This window comes from Vibrio metoecus, assembly GCF_009665255.1.
In the GTDB taxonomy this organism is placed as follows: domain Bacteria; phylum Pseudomonadota; class Gammaproteobacteria; order Enterobacterales; family Vibrionaceae; genus Vibrio; species Vibrio metoecus_B.
The window spans coordinates 2,428,949-2,447,510 of sequence record NZ_CP035686.1 but is presented as its reverse complement, the minus strand read 5'-3'; the positions used below and the strand labels follow the sequence as shown (position 1 = coordinate 2,447,510).

Sequence of the window (18,562 nt, the reverse complement as noted above, 5' to 3'; positions counted from 1 at the left end):
ATGAATAACAAGATTTTTTCCCTAAAAGATGAGCAAGCCACCATTGAATTGGGTAGCGCGTTAGCGGCTATTTGTTCACAACAAACGACGCTTTATCTGCATGGTGATCTTGGTGCGGGAAAAACGACATTTAGTCGTGGTTTTATTCGTGCATTAGGCCATAAAGGCAATGTCAAAAGCCCAACCTATACTTTGGTGGAGCCATACCAACTCGACGCATGGCAGGTGTATCACTTTGATCTTTATCGCCTCGCCGATCCGGAAGAACTCGAGTTTATGGGGATTCGTGATTACTTCACCACCGATGCGATCTGTTTGGTTGAGTGGCCAGAAAAAGGGCATGGGTTATTGCCTCATGCAGATCTCGATATTGATTTACGTTATGACGGTGAGCAACGAATCGCGACACTCACTGCCAATAATGACTATGGACGCGACCTCTTGAATCAGTTGGAGTTATGTTGAACGTTAGCCGTTTTCGTTTTGGATTCTTACTCTTCGGATTAGCCTTACTGACTCTCGCTCCTCAAGCTTGGGCGAATGTGTTGGAGGGGGTGCGAGTTTGGCCTTCTCCTGATGAAACCAGAGTGGTTTTAGACGTTAAGTCTGAAGTGGACTATAGCTACTTTACTCTCAGCTCGCCTGAGCGTTTGGTTATTGATCTTAAACAGAGCACGTCTCGCGCTAAGTTACCGCAGAATGTCACTGAAAGCGGGATTCTATCGAAAATTCGCGCCTCGTCTCCGCCAGAAAAAAGCACTTTCCGACTGGTTTTTGAACTGAAGCAAAAAACAACGCCAACCTTGTTCAAATTGGCTCCAACTCCTGGCGGACAATATGGGCACCGCTTGGTGGTGGACATGCCTCATGGCAAAGTGAGTGAAAGCAGTGCTGCCAGTACCCCAAGTTCGTCTACCCAAGTGAGCAAAGATGCCTCTCAGTTACTGGGCAATGACGATATTGTGGTCGCGATTGATGCTGGGCATGGGGGGGAGGATCCTGGCTCGATAGGGCCGACACGCAAATATGAAAAAGACGTCACCCTAAGTGTATCGAAAAAACTGGCTGACCAACTTAATGCAGTACCGGGAATGAAAGCGGTATTGACTCGTCGTGGTGATTATTTTGTAAATCTCAATAAACGCACAGAAATTGCTCGTAGCAGTAAAGCACATCTGCTGGTTTCGGTGCATGCGGATGCTTTCCATACTCCGCAGCCTCGTGGTGGTTCAGTGTTTGTACTCAATACCCGTCGTGCCAATACCGAGATTGCCCGTTGGGTTGAAAACCATGAGCAGCAATCTGAATTGCTCGGTGGGGCCGGTGAGGTGCTGTCAAAAGCCAATAACGATCGCAACGTCAGTCAAACTCTGCTGGATCTGCAATTTAGCCATTCACAAAAAGAAGGCTATAAAGTTGCCTCTAATATTTTGCGAGAGATGGGTAAAGTGGCTCATTTGCATAAAGCGGAACCAGTGAACGCGAGTTTGGCAGTGTTAAAATCGCCCGATATTCCCTCGGTGTTAGTCGAAACCGGTTTTATCTCGAATCCATCGGAAGAAAAACTGCTGTTTCAACGTACCCATCAAGATAAGTTAGCGCGTGCGTTAGCCACGGCGATTGTGCAGTACTTTGAAGATAACCCTCCAGAAGGAACCCTCTTTGCCAATCGTGGAAAAGCGCAAAAGCATAAAGTTCAGCGTGGAGAGTCGGTGGGGGTGATCGCGAATCAATATGGCGTGAGTGTGGATGCCTTGATGAAAGCGAATAAACTCAAATCGTCAACATTGGCGGTGGGGCAATGGTTGGTCATTCCAGCTTCACAAGCTCCGGCTCCAATCCCTGTGCCCACGGTGAATAATCCAGTAGAAACGGAAACTGTTACTCATGTGGTGAAATCGGGTGATTTCCTTGGCAAGCTTTCAAGCACGTACAAAGTTTCCGTTGCTGCGATAAAAAAAGAGAACAACCTGAAGTCCGATACGCTGGTGCTCGGGCAAAAGCTGAAAATCACCGTGAGCTTAAAAGATAAGCCGCTACGTAAGCACAAGGTGCAGCGCGGTGAGTTCCTGAGCAAAATCGCTGATCAATACAATGTTAGTGTTGATAGCATTCGCCAAGCCAACCAGTTGCGCTCTGACCAACTGTTGGTGGGGCAGCAACTGATTATCCCGAATAAATAACCGATTATGACGATTCAAATTCTACCGGCTCGCTTAGCCAACCAAATTGCTGCTGGTGAAGTAGTAGAAAGACCCGCATCGGTGGTGAAAGAGCTGGTGGAAAACAGCCTAGATGCAGGGGCGACTCGGATCGATATCGACATCGAGAAAGGTGGCGCGAAGCTCATTCGTATCCGAGATAATGGCTCTGGAATTGATAAAGAGGAGTTGGGTTTGGCGCTGAGCCGTCACGCGACTTCTAAAATTCATACACTGGATGATCTCGAAGCGATCATGAGCCTTGGGTTTCGTGGTGAAGCGTTAGCAAGTATCAGCTCTGTGTCTCGTTTGACGCTGACATCGCGCACCGTGACTCAAGAAGAAGCGTGGTCGGCCTACAGTGAAGGGCGCGATATGGCGGTGAAGTTACAACCTGCCGCCCATCCAGTAGGTACAACAGTGGAAGTGCTGGATCTGTTCTTCAATACTCCCGCGCGGCGTAAATTTCTGCGTACTGAAAAAACCGAATTTACTCATATCGATGAGCTGCTCAAGCGGATTGCGCTGAGCCGCTTTGATGTTAGCTTTACCTTGCGCCATAACGGCAAAATCGTGCGTCAGTATCGTGCCGCCAACACTTTACCACAGCAAGAGAAACGCTTAGCTGCGGTATGTGGCAACCCGTTTGTGCAGCATATGCTGCGCATTGAGTTAGAACACCAAGGCCTTAAATTGCATGGTTGGATCACCACACCCGAAGGCGCGCGTCAGCAGAGCGATCTGCAATACTGTTACGTAAATGGCCGGATGATGCGCGATAAGCTGATCAATCATGCGATCCGTCAAAGCTATGAAACCAGTCTGCGTGCCGATCAATTTGCCACCTATGTTTTGTTTATTGAGCTCGATCCTCATCAAGTGGATGTCAACGTGCATCCGGCCAAACATGAAGTGCGCTTTCATCAAGCACGCCTCGTTCACGATTTCATTTACCAAGCATTAAGCAGTGCGTTGGTACAAAGCGAGCAAGTGATGGCACCTGCAGTGAATGAAGGCGCCTTCCATTCGTCACCGGCGGAAGAGGTACCGATAGCGATAGAAGCATCCGTGCCAGACAGAGTGTGGCAAGCCGTGCAAAGTTCGCCTGATTATCCACGCAAAGTTGCGCGCGATAACCCTGAAGGTGAGAGCGAGAATTATCAGCTGAGAGAACGAGCTGCCGCCAATCCGTGGGTTGCTTCACCAAAGCCTGCCGGTTCGAACAAGGAAAAATTCGGCTCAGTATCTGTGAGTAAAAAAGAGGTCGAGGTTTACCAAACCTTGATGCAAACTCCCGATTTGCCTGATGAGGCGCCTCGCGTTGCCTCTACTAACCTCTCTGCAATTAGAAAAGAGCAAGCGGGTATCACGATAGAAAAACTGGGCAAGGCGATTCAAGTGGTGGCGGGGCAGTATCTGTTGATGAGTAGCCCACAAGGTTGTGTGCTTATCTCGCTATACCAAGCTCAGAAACTCAAACTGCGTGGATTACTCAATGCTCAGCATGGTGCGCTGAAAGCGCAGCCACTGCTGGTGCCACTCGCGCTAAAACTGAATGAATCTGAATGGCAAGTGGCGCAGCGTCATTCATCGGCCCTGTTGCAACTGGGTATTGAGCTGAAAACGCGCACCAATCACAGCATTATGGTGATGGCGGTGCCTCAGCCACTGCGCCAGCAAAATTTACAGCAATTGCTGCCGGATCTGTTATCTTACGCCGCGAATTACTCCGACAGCCAAGTTTTGAGCCATCAAGCATTGGCCGATTGGTTAACCCAACGCATCGTTGTAGAAAAAAGAGACTACACTTTAGCCGAGGCGATCGGTTTGATCGCAGAGCTGGAGCAGCTCTGGCAAGGCAACTTGCCTTTGCAAGACCCGAATTTTATTACTTTGGTGGATTTTTCCGCCTCAATTACAGCATTACACCCATGACTCAAAAGTTACCTCTCGCCCTCTTCTTAATGGGCCCAACGGCTTCTGGCAAAACGGACTTAGCCATTCGCTTACGTCAGAAATACCCGGTGGAGATCGTCAGCGTTGATTCGGCACTGATTTATCGGGGGATGGACATCGGTACCGCTAAACCCGATGCTCAAGAGTTAGCACTCGCACCGCACCGTTTGATCGATATTCTTGACCCGAGTGAATCTTATTCGGCGGCCGATTTTCGTCGTGACGCGTTGAAAGAGATGGCAGATATCGTTGCTCAGGGCAAAATTCCGCTGTTGGTGGGTGGGACGATGCTCTATTACAAAGCCTTGCTCGAAGGGTTGTCACCACTGCCTGCGGCCGATCCTGCGATTCGTCAGCAGATCGAACAAGAAGCCGCAACATTAGGCTGGCAGGCGTTACATGAACAACTACAACAGATTGATCCCGCCTCAGCACAGCGAATTCATCCCAATGATCCACAAAGATTGTCGCGGGCATTGGAAGTTTATCGAATTTCAGGTAAAACTCTTACTGAACTGACGCAAACCAAAGGGGAAGCAATTCCTTATCGGGTGCTGCAGTTTGCAATTGCTCCCAAGGAAAGGGCAGAACTCCATCGTCGGATTGAACTTCGTTTTGAGAAGATGGTCGAATCAGGGTTTGAAGAAGAGGTCAAAGCATTATATGCCAGAGACGATCTTCATCCAGATCTTCCTTCTATTCGCTGCGTCGGTTATCGACAGATGTGGGATTACTTAGACGGTCACGGTACCCTAGATGAAGCGATCTATCGTGGAATCTGCGCCACCCGTCAATTGGCCAAGCGACAGATCACCTGGTTACGCAGCTGGGATGATTTAACTTGGTTAGATAGCGAAAACGTTGATCAAGCCGTTGAAACACTCTCGAATGCGATAGCGTCCAACGAAATAAGCTGTGTATAATGTGATCGCTTTTGCGTGATGTACCCCGGAAAGGATCCGCTATTGGTACTCTGTTGAGCATCGGTAGCAACGGGGATTTTGATTCGTTTAGCTCAGATGCAAGGCTGCATATAATTCTGCTGCACCGCTAGCTAAATAATTACTAGAAAAGACAAAATAAGGAAAAAATAAAATGGCTAAGGGGCAATCTCTACAAGACCCATTTCTGAATGCACTACGTCGTGAACGTATTCCAGTTTCTATCTACCTTGTTAACGGCATCAAGCTGCAAGGCCAGATTGAATCATTTGATCAATTTGTGATCCTGCTGAAGAACACGGTAAACCAAATGGTTTACAAGCACGCGATTTCTACTGTGGTTCCTGCTCGTCCAGTTAGCCACCACAGCGGCGACCGCCCAGCATCGGATCGTCCAGCAGAGAAGTCTGAAGAGTAATTCTTTGCACAATTATTTAAGGAGTTGATCGCTTGTTTGACCGTTATGAAGCCGGTGAGCGAGCCGTACTTGTTCATGTCAACTTCACGCAACGGGGTGAGTGGGAAGATCTGAGCGAATGTAAAATGCTTATATCTTCCGCTGGGGTGACTACACTGCATGTCGTAACAGGCAGTCGTCAAACCCCTCACCCTAAATATTTTGTTGGTGAGGGCAAAGCCCAAGAAATCGCCGAAGCTGTGCAAATGCACGGTGCTAACGTGGTGATTTTTAACCATGCTCTTTCTCCTGCCCAAGAACGTAACCTCGAAAGACTGTGCCAGTGTCGTGTGATTGATCGCACAGGCCTTATCCTTGATATTTTTGCTCAACGTGCTCGTACCCATGAAGGTAAGCTACAAGTCGAGTTGGCTCAGCTGCGCCATATTTCGACACGCTTAATTCGTGGTTGGACGCATTTGGAAAGACAAAAAGGCGGGATTGGTTTACGTGGGCCGGGTGAAACCCAGCTTGAAACTGACCGACGTTTACTGCGTGAACGAATTAAAGCGATTTTGCGCCGCTTAGAAAAAGTGGCCAAACAGCGTGAGCAAGGGCGCCGTGCTCGTAGCCGTGCAGAAATTCCAACCATCTCGTTGGTGGGTTATACCAACGCAGGGAAGTCAACCCTGTTTAACCGAATCACTGAAGCCGGCGTGTATGCAGCGGATCAGCTGTTCGCAACGCTTGATCCTACCTTGCGTAAAATCGATCTCGCGGATGTCGGCCCAGCCGTACTAGCCGATACGGTAGGTTTTATTCGTCATCTTCCGCATGATCTTGTTGCGGCTTTTAAAGCGACGTTACAAGAGACACAAGAAGCTGACATTTTGTTACATGTTGTTGATGCCAGTGATGAACGCTTTCGTGAGAATATCCAAGCGGTAGAGACTGTTTTGCAGGAAATCGATGCCCATGAAGTCCCAACCCTGTTGGTGATGAACAAAATCGATAATCTGGAAGAGCACGCTCCGCGTATTGAACGAGATGATGAAGGCGTTCCAAGAGTCGTGTGGATCTCTGCCATGCAGGGAACTGGTATTGAACTACTCTTTGAAGCATTGAGCGAGCGTTTGGCAAGCCAAGTGGTGGAGCACAATCTACGTATTCCGCCGCGACATCAAGGGCGTATCCGTAGCACATTTTTCCAAATGAACTGCATTCAACAGGAAGAGTATGATCCGGAAGGCAATTTACTGATCACTGTTCGGTTGCAACAGGTCGATTGGGCTAGACTAGAAAAACGAGAGCAAGCAGATTTATGTGACTTTATAGTTACTTAAAGGACTGCTAGAGTATAACGTCATATCAAATGATGGAGTTTTCTAATGGCGTGGAATGAGCCTGGTAATAATAACGGCAACAATGGCCGCGATAATGACCCATGGGGGAACAACAATCGCGGTAACAAAGGTGGCCGAGATCAAGGTCCCCCTGATTTAGACGAAGTGTTTAATAAACTGAGTCAAAAGCTGGGTGGGAAATTTGGTGGCAAAGGCGGTAAAGGGCCTTCGCTGACGGGTGGTGGTGCCATCGGTTTTAGCGTGATTGCTGCTATTGCAGCTACGATATGGTTCTTCACTGGCTTCTATACCATTGGTGAAGCAGAGCGTGGTGTTGTTCTACGCCTTGGCAAATATGACCGCATTGTTGATCCTGGTTTGAACTGGCGTCCACGCTTTATTGATGAAGTGACCCCAGTTAACGTACAAGCCATTCGTTCACTGCGTGCATCGGGTTTGATGCTGACCAAAGATGAAAACGTGGTGACCGTTTCGATGGATGTGCAGTATCGCATCTCAGATCCGTATAAGTACCTGTATCAAGTGACAAATGCGGATGATAGCTTGCGTCAAGCGACTGACTCTGCGTTACGTGCAGTGGTTGGTGATTCATTGATGGATAGCATCTTGACCAGTGGCCGTCAGCAAATTCGCCAAAGCACTCAGCAGACACTCAATCAAATCATTGATAGCTATGATATGGGCTTGATGATTGTTGATGTGAACTTCCAATCGGCTCGTCCACCAGAGCAAGTTAAAGACGCTTTCGATGATGCGATTGCAGCGCGTGAGGATGAAGAGCGTTTCATTCGTGAAGCCGAAGCGTACAAGAACGAAATTTTGCCTAAAGCCACAGGTCGTGCTGAGCGTCTGAAGAAAGAAGCACAAGGTTATAATGAGCGCACCATCAATGAAGCGCTCGGTCAGGTAGCTCAATTTGAAAAACTGCTGCCAGAATACCAAGCCGCGCCGAAAGTGACGCGCGATCGTCTCTATTTGGATGCGATGGAAGAGGTATATAGCAACACCTCGAAAGTGCTGATTGATTCTGAATCGAGCGGTAACTTACTTTATCTGCCAATTGATAAGTTAGCCGGTCAAGACAGTAAAAAGGCCGAGCCGCGTCCGAGCAAATCGTCATCTTCGTATGATCAGATTGAGCTTGAGTCACAGCAAACGACAGAAACGAACACTGATACTCAGTCGCGTAGCACTACACGTCAAGGGAGATACTAAGAATGCGTAAGTTATTAATCCCTACTGTTGTTCTGATCGTCGCAGCATTATTGATGTCGATGTTTGTGATCCCAGAAGGTGAGCGCGGCATCGTGATCCGTTTTGGTCGAGTGTTGAAAGACAATAACGATCTGGCGAAGATTTACGAACCGGGCTTGCATTTTAAAATGCCACTGTTTGACCGTGTGAAAACCTTAGATGCGCGTATTCAAACCATGGATGGCCGTTCAGATCGTTTTGTGACGTCAGAGAAAAAAGACGTGATCATTGATACTTACGTAAAGTGGCGTATCGACGATTTCGGTCAGTACTACTTGGCTACCGGTGGTGGTAATGCGTTGACCGCAGAAGCCCTACTGGAGCGTAAAGTGACTGACGTATTGCGTTCTGAAATCGGTGCGCGTGAAATCAAGCAGATCGTGTCTGGCCCGCGTAATGTGGCGATATTACCTGCAAACTCAGATTCTTCTGAAGTCACCACAGAAGCGGCGAAAGAAGCGCTTGAGATTGATGGTCAGCGTGATCAAATCATGTCTGAAGTGCTTAACGATACTCGTGAAAGTGCGATGAAGGATTTAGGGGTATACGTGGTCGACTTCCGAATGAAGAAGATCAACCTACCTGATGAAATCAGTGAATCTATCTACCGCCGTATGCGTGCTGAACGTGAATCGGTAGCTCGTAAACACCGCTCACAAGGCCGTGAAAAAGCCGAAGTCATCAAAGCACAAGCAGAGCTTGAAGTGGCCACGATTCTTGCTGAGGCCGATAAAACCGCGCGCGTTACTCGCGGTACCGCCGATGCAGAAGCGGCGAAGATTTACTCGGATGCCTACAAGAAAGATCCTGAGTTCTTCAGCTTCCTGCGTTCATTACGCGCTTACGAAAAATCGTTCAATAGCAAAAATGACATTCTGGTGTTGGATCCCAAAAGTGAGTTTTTCCAATACATGAATAATGCCAAAGGCGCTGCAGCCAAGTAAGCATAACGTCACTTTTTAAAAGGCTCCGTAAGGGGCCTTTGTTATTTGGAGTCAATATGTCACAGACACTTTGGATTGCACTGGGTTTAGTGCTTATTGTTGAAGGCTTGGGGCCATTATTGGCGCCGAGAGGATGGCGGCAGATGGTGGCGCAATTGAGTTTACAACCGGACAATCAATTACGCCGTATCGGCGGGTGTTTGGTGGTTGCTGGGGCCGTCATCGCCTACGTGTTTGCTAGATGAGTTCTCGTGCTAACGTAGGCATTGGACAGTTTAGTAATGTGGTGGTGGGGTTTCGTGAGCCTGATCGGCGAGGTTGGATGTATCGATGTTTCTGACTTTACCGACCACATACTTCATTTGATCTTGCATTCTGGTGATCAATAACTGCTGCTGGGTCAGAGAATCATTCAAGGTTTCAATCGTCTGCTCTTGAAAAGCGAGTTTGCACTCTAAGTCTTCAATACGTTCTTGAAGTTGGGTTAGCGATAATTGTTGCATTTGTCATTTCTCCACACGCCAAGCTTGAGCGATACCAGCTGAGCTACCTGATACGGCACGCTGCTGGGCATCAAAGGTGGCATCATACACGACTGCTTGGGCAGGTCCGCTATCTTTTTTGGTTGCTGATTCAAAGCTGGCGATTTTCTTTCCATCTTGGCTGCTCCACACTTCAACGAGTCCTGATGGTGTACCTGTGATTAACTTTTTACCATCATCGGAAAAGCGTGCGGTAGAAAAAACCAGTTGTCGCCTAAAACTTCGCAGTTGGATGGGTTTATTCTGTGATGTTAAATCCCAAATCAGCGCTTGATTGCCATCATCGGAAGTAAAGGCTAATTTCCCTTCTCTCTGTAACGCAACTCGGTTGACGCGTTGCTCATGATCAAATTGGCGAAGAATTTGCCCAGTCTTGGTATCCCATAGATAAGCGTGATAATCATTGCCTCCAGTCAAGGCATAACGACCATTCGGAGAGAGTGCCACTGAATTCACTTTTTCACGGTGAGCAAGGAACTCCATGCGTCTTCCGTTGACTAAGTCAACGTAAATAGCTTTGCCATTGGTCAATCCTAACAGCACTTGTTCGCCATCGCTGGAGAGATCGACATCGCGGATCAGACCATCAGTAATCGACCAAAGCCCTTTAGCTTGGGTCCAAGCCAGATCCCAAACTGCAAAGTTGTTTTGGCTCGCCGTAATCGCGTAGCGGCCATTGTCAGCAATCCGGATCTTGGAAACAGGGTTGGCCTGCGGATCTTGCGCACCTAAGTCGGACAGTTTTTTGTCTTGCTGGAGATCCCACAGGACCAACTGTTGCTGCTTGGAATAGATCAATGCGAAGCGGCCATCACGGCTTAAACCAAAAGCGGTTGAACCTTCAGGGGCTAAATCCCATCGTTGTTCTGCTTGATTAGCAAAAAAACATCCGCTTAACATGAAGACGATAAGTAAGTAGCAGAGTGAGTGATAAATTCTTCGCATCAAGTCTAATTATCCGTTTGTTGTGTAAAGACAATCATGAAACATACCGCTATATTGGTACAACTCTTTGTTGTGCACCAGTGAGTTGCTGGTTTTTGTGCACAACGCCAAAAGGAATACCTCATAATTGGAGACCTCAATGAAATCACTTTTTAAAGTGTCACTGCTAGCTGCGACAGTAATGCTCGCGGTTGGTTGTCAAAAAGAAGAAGCACCAAAAACTGAAACGGCACCAGCGGCTCAAACCGCGACAGCAAAAACCGTTGAGTTTAAGTCTGAAGATGACAAAGCGGCTTACGCAATCGGCGTGTCATTTGCCAACTATCTGAAAACTAGCATTGAAAAACCAAGTGAAATTGGCATTGAGCTGAACAAAGATCTGGTACTGAAAGGTATTCAACATGTTTTCGCTGGCAATCCAGAAATGAGTGAAGAAGAAACTCGCGCAGCACTAGAGGCTTTAGATAAACGTGTAGCTGAAACCATGCAAGCGAAAGCGACAGAAAAAGCCGCAGAAAATAAGAAGAAAGGAGATGAGTTCCGCGCCCAATTTGAGAAAGAGCAAGGTGTTGTGAAAACACAATCTGGCCTGCTGTACCAAGTGATGACTCCGGCTGAAGGCGATAAGCCAAAAGACACGGATACCGTACAAGTTCACTACAAAGGAACATTGACGGACGGTACTCAATTCGATAGCTCTTATGAGCGTGGCGAGCCAGCAACTTTCCCACTTAACCGTGTGATCCCAGGATGGACGGAAGGCGTACAGCTGATGCCAGTAGGCTCAAAATTCAAACTGGTTATCCCGCCTGAACTGGCTTACGGTGAGCAAGATACTCCAACGATCCCAGCGAATTCAACCTTAGTGTTTGAAGTGGAATTGCTGAAGATTGAAAACGGTAAAGACGCTACCCAATAATCGTTCATTCAGAGCTTGCTTTGTATTTTGTGAGCAGATGAATCACTTAAGGCCTGACTGTGTTCAGGCCTTTTTCTATGCGCTGATCCTAATAAGAATTTGTTCTAAATCACTTGTTGGTAATATTGCAGAATCGTGGTTTAAAATTTTCTGATAAACTTACAGCAATTTGTTGATTTTTCATTCTAAGGTTTAAGCACAGTGACAATGACAGAAACCATGAATGTCGATTTACTGCTAGAGATGGAATCGGTGCACGTAAAGCCATTTACCGAGCACGATAAGGTGATCTTGCGTTCCTATGAAGCAGTTGTCGATGGTATCGCAAGCCTGATTGGTCCATTTTGCGAAATCGTTCTTCACTCGCTCGAAGATTTAAACACGTCGGCGATCAAAATTGCCAATGGTGAAAACACTGGCCGTCAGGTGGGCTCTCCGATTACCGACATGGCGCTGAAAATGCTGCGTGATATTGAAGGATCTGAGCGTAACTTTTCTCGCTCTTATTTCACGCGCGCCAAAGGTGGCGTACTGATGAAGTCGATCACCGTTGCGATCCGTAATGGCGATAACCGAGTGATTGGTTTGTTGTGTATCAACGTCAACCTTGATGCTCCTTTCTCACAAGTGCTGAAATCTTTCATGCCAACCCAGGAAGCACAAGAAGCGGCTTCTTCGGTGAACTTCGCCAGTGATGTTGAAGAGTTGGTGGATCAAACCGTAGAACGTACGATCGAAGAAATCAATGGCGATAAATCGGTCTCCAACAACACCAAAAACCGTCAGATTGTGATGGCGCTGTTTGATAAAGGCATCTTCGACATCAAAGATGCGATCAACCGTGTTGCCGATCGTCTGAACATCTCTAAGCACACGGTTTATCTCTATATTCGTCAGCGCAAAACTGAGGATGATGAGAAGTGAAATCTCTCAATTACACCTTGGTGGTGAACGGGCCACAATACGGCACCCAATCAGCTCGTAATGCCTATCTATTTGCCAAAATGCTGATAGCCAAAGGGCATACGTTGAAAAGTGTGTTCTTTTATCAAGATGGTGTGCTGAATGGTTCGGCAACCCATGTACCAGCCAATGACGAATTCGACTTACTGCAAGGCTGGCAAACGCTCGCTCAAGCACATAACGTGCAACTTGAAACCTGTGTCGCTGCGGCGCTACGTCGTGGGGTGGTGAGTGAGCAAGAGGCTCAACAACACGGTTTAAGTAGCCATAACCTCGCATCTCATTTCACTCAGGCTGGGTTAGGTAGCCTCGCACAAGCGTTATTAGAACAAGATAGGGTGGTGCAGTTTTGAATAAAGTTGCATGGGTATTCCATACTCCACCGCATGGAACAGCCGCAGGGCGAGAAGGGCTTGATGCTATTCTCGCCACGTCAGCTTACAGTGACGAGCAAGCTCTGTTTTTTGTTGGCGAAGGCGTGTTGCAGCTCGTGAAAAATCAGCAACCAGAAGTGATTCTAAGTCGTGACTATATCGCGGCATTCAAGTTGCTGGATCTGTACGATGTTGAAGCGCGCTATGTTTGCCAACAGAGTTTGCAGCACTGGGGGTTGAGTGAGCAAGATCTACTGATTGAGGTCGAAGTGCTTACCGCTCAAAAATTGGCGCAGCGTCTACGCCAATATGATCAATTACTCTCATTCTAAGGAGCTCACATGCTACATATTGTTAAGCACTTAGAAAAACTCCCGTTAGTCAACGCGTATTTATTACCGGGTGATGCCGTATTGTTAACTGAAAATGCCGTTTATGCTGCAGCGGCTCAATCGCCTTATCCAATCAGCCTCAATGATCAAATCTCTTGGACTGTTTTGCAGGAAGATCTGCAAGCGCGTGGTTGGCTGAAAAACATAGATGCTCGAATTACTATTGCGACCATGAGTGATTTTGTCGAATTGACTATAAGTCATGAAAAATCAATAACATGGTAGGTCTGTTTTTTCTGGATTTACAAAGGGGATAAGCAGTCCGGTAGGATCAGCAAAAAAGATCTGTATATTTCTTGACACACCCCCCACTGCTGCATAGAATTTTGCGTCCCTATTTGTGCAATCTGTTTGCATGAGTTGGGGTAGATTTTTCACAAGCTTACTTTAAGTAAATCAGGAGCTAGTTAATGGCAACTATTAACCAGTTGGTTCGTAAGCCACGTGCTAAGCAAGTTGTTAAAAGCAACGTGCCAGCACTAGCTGCGTGCCCACAAAAGCGTGGTGTATGTACTCGTGTTTATACTACTACACCTAAAAAACCTAACTCAGCACTTCGTAAAGTATGTCGTGTACGTCTAACTAACGGTTTTGAAGTTACTTCATACATCGGTGGTGAAGGTCACAACCTACAAGAGCACAGTGTTGTACTGATCCGTGGTGGTCGTGTTAAAGACCTTCCAGGTGTTCGCTACCACACTGTTCGCGGCGCACTTGACTGTGCTGGCGTGAACGACCGTAAACAAGCTCGTTCTAAGTACGGTGTGAAGCGTCCTAAGTCTTAATGGAATCCGTTAAGTAAGGCCAAACACTAAATTAATTTGAATTTTTTGAAAAAACTGAAAAGTTTTGGAAAAAACCTGAAGAAGACAACGGAGAATATTCCATGCCACGTCGTCGCGTCATTGGTCAGCGTAAGATCCTTCCAGATCCAAAGTTCAAATCTGAACTGCTGGCAAAATTCGTTAACATCCTTATGGTTGACGGTAAAAAATCTACTGCAGAGAAAATCGTTTACACTGCACTAGACACTATGGCTGAGAAGTCTGGTAAAGACCACTTAGCTGTTTTTGAAGAAGCTCTTGAAAATGTTCGCCCAGCGGTAGAAGTTAAATCTCGCCGTGTAGGTGGTTCAACTTACCAAGTGCCAGTTGAAGTACGTCCAGTACGTCGTAATGCTCTGGCAATGCGTTGGTTGGTTGAAGCTGCGCGTAAGCGTGGTGAAAAATCTATGGCTGCTCGTCTGGCTGCTGAAATGCTGGATGCGGCTGAAAACAAAGGTTCTGCTGTTAAGAAACGTGAAGACGTTCACCGTATGGCAGAAGCGAACAAAGCGTTCGCTCATTACCGCTGGTAATACCTTCTGTGCTGCGAGGTTCTCTCGCAGCACATTTCTATTTTCTAAGGTTGACCTTAGTAAGAGGATACAATCGTGGCTCGTAAAACTCCTATTGAGCGCTACCGTAACATCGGTATCTGTGCTCACGTAGATGCAGGAAAAACAACCACTACTGAGCGTATTCTGTTCTACACTGGCCTCTCTCACAAAATTGGCGAAGTTCACGACGGTGCTGCGACTATGGACTGGATGGTCCAAGAGCAAGAGCGTGGTATTACCATTACCTCTGCGGCTACCACCACCTTCTGGCGTGGTATGGAAGCGCAATTCCAAGAACATCGCATCAACATCATTGATACCCCTGGACACGTTGACTTTACGATCGAAGTAGAGCGTTCACTTCGTGTGCTTGATGGTGCAGTGGTCGTATTCTGTGGCACATCAGGTGTTGAACCTCAGTCTGAAACCGTTTGGCGCCAAGCTGACAAATACGGCGTTCCACGCATGGTATTCGTTAACAAAATGGACCGTGCCGGTGCAGATTTCTTACGCGTAGTAGGCCAAATTAAACATCGTCTTGGTGCGAACCCTGTTCCTATCCAACTCAACATTGGTGCAGAAGAAGAGTTCAAAGGTGTCATCGACCTTATCAAGATGAAAGCCATCAACTGGAATGAAGCCGATCAAGGCATGAGCTTCACTTATGAAGAAATTCCTGCGGATATGCTTGAGCTTGCCCAAGAGTGGCGTAACCACCTTGTGGAAGCAGCAGCCGAAGCCAGTGAAGAGTTGATGGAAAAATACCTTGAAGATGGTGAACTTAGCGAAGTAGAGATCAAACAAGCTCTGCGTCAGCGCACCATCAATAACGAAATTGTTCTCGCAGCTTGTGGTAGTGCGTTTAAGAACAAGGGCGTACAAGCGGTACTGGATGCCGTGATTGAGTTTCTACCATCACCGACAGATGTTCCTGCGATCAAAGGTATTGATGAACGAGAAAACCATGTTGAGCGTCACGCTGACGACAACGAACCGTTTTCTTCACTCGCGTTTAAGATTGCTACCGATCCTTTTGTTGGCACACTGACTTTTATTCGCGTCTACTCTGGAGTGGTTAACTCGGGTGATGCGGTTTACAACTCAGTGAAGCAAAAGAAAGAGCGCTTTGGCCGTATCGTACAGATGCATGCTAACAAGCGTGATGAAATCAAAGAGATTCGTGCGGGCGACATCGCAGCGGCTATCGGCCTGAAAGATGTCACCACGGGCGATACTTTGTGTGATCCGAATCATGTTGTGATTCTGGAGCGCATGGAGTTCCCTGAACCAGTTATTCAGATCGCTGTAGAGCCACGCTCTAAGGCCGATCAGGAAAAAATGGGTATTGCTCTAGGTAAACTAGCCGCAGAAGACCCATCATTCCGCGTAGAGACTGACGCTGAAACGGGTCAAACGCTGATTTCTGGTATGGGTGAGCTTCACCTAGATATTATCGTCGATCGCATGAAACGTGAGTTTGGTGTCGATTGTAACGTAGGTAAACCTCAGGTGGCTTACCGTGAAACCATTCGTGGTAAATCGGAAGTAGAAGGTAAGTTCGTTCGTCAGTCTGGTGGTCGTGGTCAATATGGTCACGTCTGGCTGAAAATTGAACCTGCTGAGCCTGGTCAAGGGTTTGTCTTCGTTGACGCAATCGCGGGTGGTGTGATTCCAAAAGAGTTTATCAACCCAGTTGCGAAAGGTATCGAGGAGCAAATGAACAACGGTGTGTTAGCTGGCTATCCAGTATTGGATGTTAAAGCTACCCTGTTTGATGGTTCATTCCACGATGTCGACTCCAGCGAAATGGCGTTTAAAATCGCTGGTTCTATGGCATTCAAGAAAGGTGCGCTTGAAGCACAACCTGTTCTTCTTGAGCCGCTAATGAAAGTTGAAATAACCACTCCAGAAGATTGGATGGGTGATGTAGTGGGTGACTTAAACCGTCGTCGCGGCATCATCGAAGGTATGGATGAAGGCCCTGCGGGACTGAAAATCATCCACGCTAAAGTGCCACTTTCTGAGATGTTTGGTTATGCAACTGATCTGCGTTCTGCGACACAAGGTCGTGCTTCTTACTCTATGGAGTTTGCTGAGTACGCTGATGTGCCGAAAAATATTGCAGACGCAATTATCGCAGAACGTGGTTAACCGTTGTTGGTTAATAACGAATCTATTGCGCTAACGTGAGTTGGCGCATAAAATAGCAATTTCTGGCGCGCCTTGGGTATGGTTTACCCAAAGCGAATCATAACTAGGAAGGAACACGATCGTGTCTAAAGAAAAATTTGAACGTACGAAACCGCACGTAAACGTTGGTACTATCGGCCACGTTGACCACGGTAAAACAACTCTAACCGCAGCTATCTGTACTGTACTTGCAAAAGTATACGGCGGTAAAGCTCGTGACTTCGCGTCAATCGACAACGCACCAGAAGAGCGTGAGCGTGGTATTACAATCAATACTTCTCACGTAGAGTACGATACTCCAAACCGTCACTACGCACACGTAGACTGTCCAGGACACGCGGATTATGTTAAGAACATGATCACTGGTGCTGCACAGATGGACGGCGGTATCCTAGTTGTTGCTGCAACAGATGGTCCAATGCCACAAACTCGTGAGCACATCCTGCTAGGTCGCCAAGTAGGTATTCCTTACATCATCGTATTCATGAACAAATGTGACATGGTTGACGATGAAGAGCTTCTAGAGCTGGTTGAGATGGAAGTTCGTGAGCTGCTGTCTGAGTACGATTTCCCAGGTGATGACCTGCCAGTAATCCAAGGTTCAGCACTAGGCGCGCTAAACGGCGAAGCACAGTGGGAAGCGAAGATTGTTGAGCTAGCAGAAGCACTGGATTCATACATTCCAGAGCCAGAGCGTGCAGTAGACATGGCATTCCTGATGCCAATCGAAGACGTATTCTCAATCCAAGGTCGTGGTACAGTAGTAACTGGCCGTATCGAGCGCGGCATCCTGAAAGTGGGTGACGAAGTTGCGATCGTAGGTATCAAAGACACAGTAAAAACTACCTGTACAGGTGTAGAGATGTTCCGTAAGCTGCTTGACGAAGGTCGTGCAGGTGAGAACGTTGGTGCACTGCTACGTGGTACTAAGCGTGAAGAAGTAGAGCGTGGTCAAGTACTGGCGAAGCCAGGTTCAATCACTCCACACACTAAGTTCGAATCAGAAGTATACGTACTGTCAAAAGACGAAGGTGGCCGTCATACTCCATTCTTCAAAGGTTACCGTCCACAGTTCTACTTCCGTACAACTGACGTAACAGGCAGCATCGAGCTTCCAGAAGGCGTAGAAATGGTAATGCCAGGCGACAACATCAAGATGGTTGTAGACCTGATTGCGCCAATCGCGATGGACGAAGGTCTACGCTTCGCTATCCGTGAAGGTGGCCGTACTGTAGGTGCTGGTGTTGTAGCTAAGATCATCGCTTAATTGCGTTTATCTTGCCGCGCAATGCTGCATCGAAAAAGGGGAGCTTCGGCTTCCCTTTTTCATTTTTAGTTATAAGCATTTTCACCTATCTTTGCTGTTGCCACTTCTTTCCGTTTATAGCTAAAACAACCTATTAGTTTCAATAAAAGACAGTGAACCGCTGTCTTCTTCCATCTCTTACCGATATGGCCACCTCTCCTGTTACTTCTCTTATAACCATACGATCTGAATAAAACAGTAAACGCAATAGAAATGGGAGTGATTCTCCTTTATATTTGTGGCGTGGATATGTTGAGGTTGTTTTATGTACGTCTGTTTGTGTCATGGTGTCTCAGACAAAAAAATCAAGAGATTGGTTGCGGAACAAGGGATAACGGATATCAAAGGTATTAAACGCTGTACTGCACTGGGTTCACAGTGCGGTAAGTGTGTACGCCAAGCTAAAGAGATCATTGAGGAGTCATTGATAAGCCAGTTCAAAATGGCCAGTTAGTGGCAGACACTTTTTGACTCTCTTCTAATTGGTTCTACAGTT

21 protein-coding genes are annotated in these 18,562 nt (G+C 47.1%); 19 read left to right on the top strand and 2 right to left on the bottom strand.

What is annotated here, in order from left to right:
* From tsaE to EPB59_RS11085, 9 genes are all read left to right on the top strand, one after another.
* Positions 1–465: a tRNA (adenosine(37)-N6)-threonylcarbamoyltransferase complex ATPase subunit type 1 TsaE gene (tsaE, locus tag EPB59_RS11125; protein WP_055052300.1), complete on the top strand. Its 465-nt coding sequence runs from the start codon at positions 1–3 to the stop codon at positions 463–465.
* The gene (locus tag EPB59_RS11120) at positions 459–2,183 is read left to right on the top strand and encodes an N-acetylmuramoyl-L-alanine amidase (protein WP_055052301.1); all 1,725 of its coding nucleotides are present in this window, start codon (positions 459–461) and stop codon (positions 2,181–2,183) included. Before tsaE ends, EPB59_RS11120 begins: the two co-directional genes overlap by 7 nt.
* A gap of 6 nt (positions 2,184–2,189) precedes the next feature.
* Positions 2,190–4,136 (top strand): DNA mismatch repair endonuclease MutL, encoded by a 1,947-nt coding sequence (gene mutL, locus EPB59_RS11115; RefSeq protein ID WP_154172751.1) that lies wholly within the window; start codon positions 2,190–2,192, stop codon positions 4,134–4,136.
* Positions 4,133–5,080 (top strand): tRNA (adenosine(37)-N6)-dimethylallyltransferase MiaA, encoded by a 948-nt coding sequence (gene miaA / locus EPB59_RS11110; RefSeq protein ID WP_154172749.1) that lies wholly within the window; start codon positions 4,133–4,135, stop codon positions 5,078–5,080. The genes mutL and miaA overlap by 4 nt, the downstream gene beginning before the upstream one ends.
* Before the next feature lie 172 nt (positions 5,081–5,252).
* The gene (gene hfq / locus EPB59_RS11105) at positions 5,253–5,516 is read left to right on the top strand and encodes an RNA chaperone Hfq (RefSeq protein ID WP_001051872.1); all 264 of its coding nucleotides are present in this window, start codon (positions 5,253–5,255) and stop codon (positions 5,514–5,516) included.
* A gap of 32 nt (positions 5,517–5,548) precedes the next feature.
* On the top strand, positions 5,549–6,838 hold the full coding sequence (hflX, locus tag EPB59_RS11100; RefSeq protein ID WP_000460369.1) for a ribosome rescue GTPase HflX: 1,290 nt from the start codon (positions 5,549–5,551) through the stop codon (positions 6,836–6,838).
* 45 nt (positions 6,839–6,883) lie between these two features.
* The gene (hflK, locus tag EPB59_RS11095; RefSeq protein ID WP_055052304.1) at positions 6,884–8,074 is read left to right on the top strand and encodes an FtsH protease activity modulator HflK; all 1,191 of its coding nucleotides are present in this window, start codon (positions 6,884–6,886) and stop codon (positions 8,072–8,074) included.
* Positions 8,075–8,076: 2 nt separating this feature from the next.
* Complete coding sequence (hflC, locus tag EPB59_RS11090; RefSeq protein WP_055052305.1) at positions 8,077–9,057, top strand: protease modulator HflC; 981 nt, start codon at positions 8,077–8,079, stop codon at positions 9,055–9,057.
* Positions 9,058–9,113: 56 nt separating this feature from the next.
* On the top strand, positions 9,114–9,302 hold the full coding sequence (locus tag EPB59_RS11085; RefSeq protein ID WP_055044470.1) for a DUF2065 domain-containing protein: 189 nt from the start codon (positions 9,114–9,116) through the stop codon (positions 9,300–9,302).
* Positions 9,303–9,332: 30 nt separating this feature from the next.
* Here EPB59_RS11085 and EPB59_RS11080 read toward each other — a convergent pair whose 3' ends face one another.
* Positions 9,333–9,560 carry a SlyX family protein gene (locus EPB59_RS11080; protein ID WP_001186809.1) on the bottom strand — a complete coding sequence of 76 codons (228 nt, stop codon included), beginning with the start codon at positions 9,558–9,560 and terminating at the stop codon, positions 9,333–9,335.
* Positions 9,561–9,563: 3 nt separating this feature from the next.
* Positions 9,564–10,499: a WD40 repeat domain-containing protein gene (locus tag EPB59_RS11075; protein WP_195707114.1), complete on the bottom strand. Its 936-nt coding sequence runs from the start codon at positions 10,497–10,499 to the stop codon at positions 9,564–9,566.
* 184 nt (positions 10,500–10,683) lie between these two features.
* Between EPB59_RS11075 and fkpA the strand changes: the two genes are divergently transcribed.
* From fkpA to EPB59_RS11025, 10 genes are all read left to right on the top strand, one after another.
* The gene (gene fkpA, locus EPB59_RS11070; RefSeq protein WP_055030540.1) at positions 10,684–11,463 is read left to right on the top strand and encodes an FKBP-type peptidyl-prolyl cis-trans isomerase; all 780 of its coding nucleotides are present in this window, start codon (positions 10,684–10,686) and stop codon (positions 11,461–11,463) included.
* Between the two features lie 207 nt (positions 11,464–11,670).
* Positions 11,671–12,387, top strand: coding sequence for a helix-turn-helix transcriptional regulator (locus EPB59_RS11065; RefSeq protein ID WP_000140990.1), 717 nt, complete (start codon positions 11,671–11,673; stop codon positions 12,385–12,387).
* Positions 12,384–12,779, top strand: a complete 396-nt coding sequence (tusD, locus tag EPB59_RS11060) for a sulfurtransferase complex subunit TusD (RefSeq protein ID WP_154172745.1) — start codon at positions 12,384–12,386, stop codon at positions 12,777–12,779. Before EPB59_RS11065 ends, tusD begins: the two co-directional genes overlap by 4 nt.
* Positions 12,776–13,132 carry a sulfurtransferase complex subunit TusC gene (gene tusC, locus EPB59_RS11055; RefSeq protein WP_154172742.1) on the top strand — a complete coding sequence of 119 codons (357 nt, stop codon included), beginning with the start codon at positions 12,776–12,778 and terminating at the stop codon, positions 13,130–13,132. Before tusD ends, tusC begins: the two co-directional genes overlap by 4 nt.
* Positions 13,133–13,141: 9 nt before the next feature.
* Positions 13,142–13,417 (top strand): sulfurtransferase complex subunit TusB, encoded by a 276-nt coding sequence (gene tusB / locus EPB59_RS11050; protein ID WP_154172740.1) that lies wholly within the window; start codon positions 13,142–13,144, stop codon positions 13,415–13,417.
* A 185-nt stretch (positions 13,418–13,602) separates the two neighbouring features.
* Positions 13,603–13,977 carry a 30S ribosomal protein S12 gene (rpsL, locus tag EPB59_RS11045; protein ID WP_000201237.1) on the top strand — a complete coding sequence of 125 codons (375 nt, stop codon included), beginning with the start codon at positions 13,603–13,605 and terminating at the stop codon, positions 13,975–13,977.
* A gap of 101 nt (positions 13,978–14,078) precedes the next feature.
* On the top strand, positions 14,079–14,549 hold the full coding sequence (gene rpsG / locus EPB59_RS11040) for a 30S ribosomal protein S7 (protein ID WP_001138050.1): 471 nt from the start codon (positions 14,079–14,081) through the stop codon (positions 14,547–14,549).
* A gap of 75 nt (positions 14,550–14,624) precedes the next feature.
* The gene (gene fusA / locus EPB59_RS11035) at positions 14,625–16,721 is read left to right on the top strand and encodes an elongation factor G (protein ID WP_055034024.1); all 2,097 of its coding nucleotides are present in this window, start codon (positions 14,625–14,627) and stop codon (positions 16,719–16,721) included.
* A 121-nt stretch (positions 16,722–16,842) separates the two neighbouring features.
* Positions 16,843–18,027 (top strand): elongation factor Tu, encoded by a 1,185-nt coding sequence (gene tuf, locus EPB59_RS11030; RefSeq protein ID WP_000031640.1) that lies wholly within the window; start codon positions 16,843–16,845, stop codon positions 18,025–18,027.
* Positions 18,028–18,331: 304 nt separating this feature from the next.
* Complete coding sequence (locus EPB59_RS11025; protein WP_055052195.1) at positions 18,332–18,520, top strand: (2Fe-2S)-binding protein; 189 nt, start codon at positions 18,332–18,334, stop codon at positions 18,518–18,520.
* Positions 18,521–18,562 lie beyond the last annotated feature (42 nt).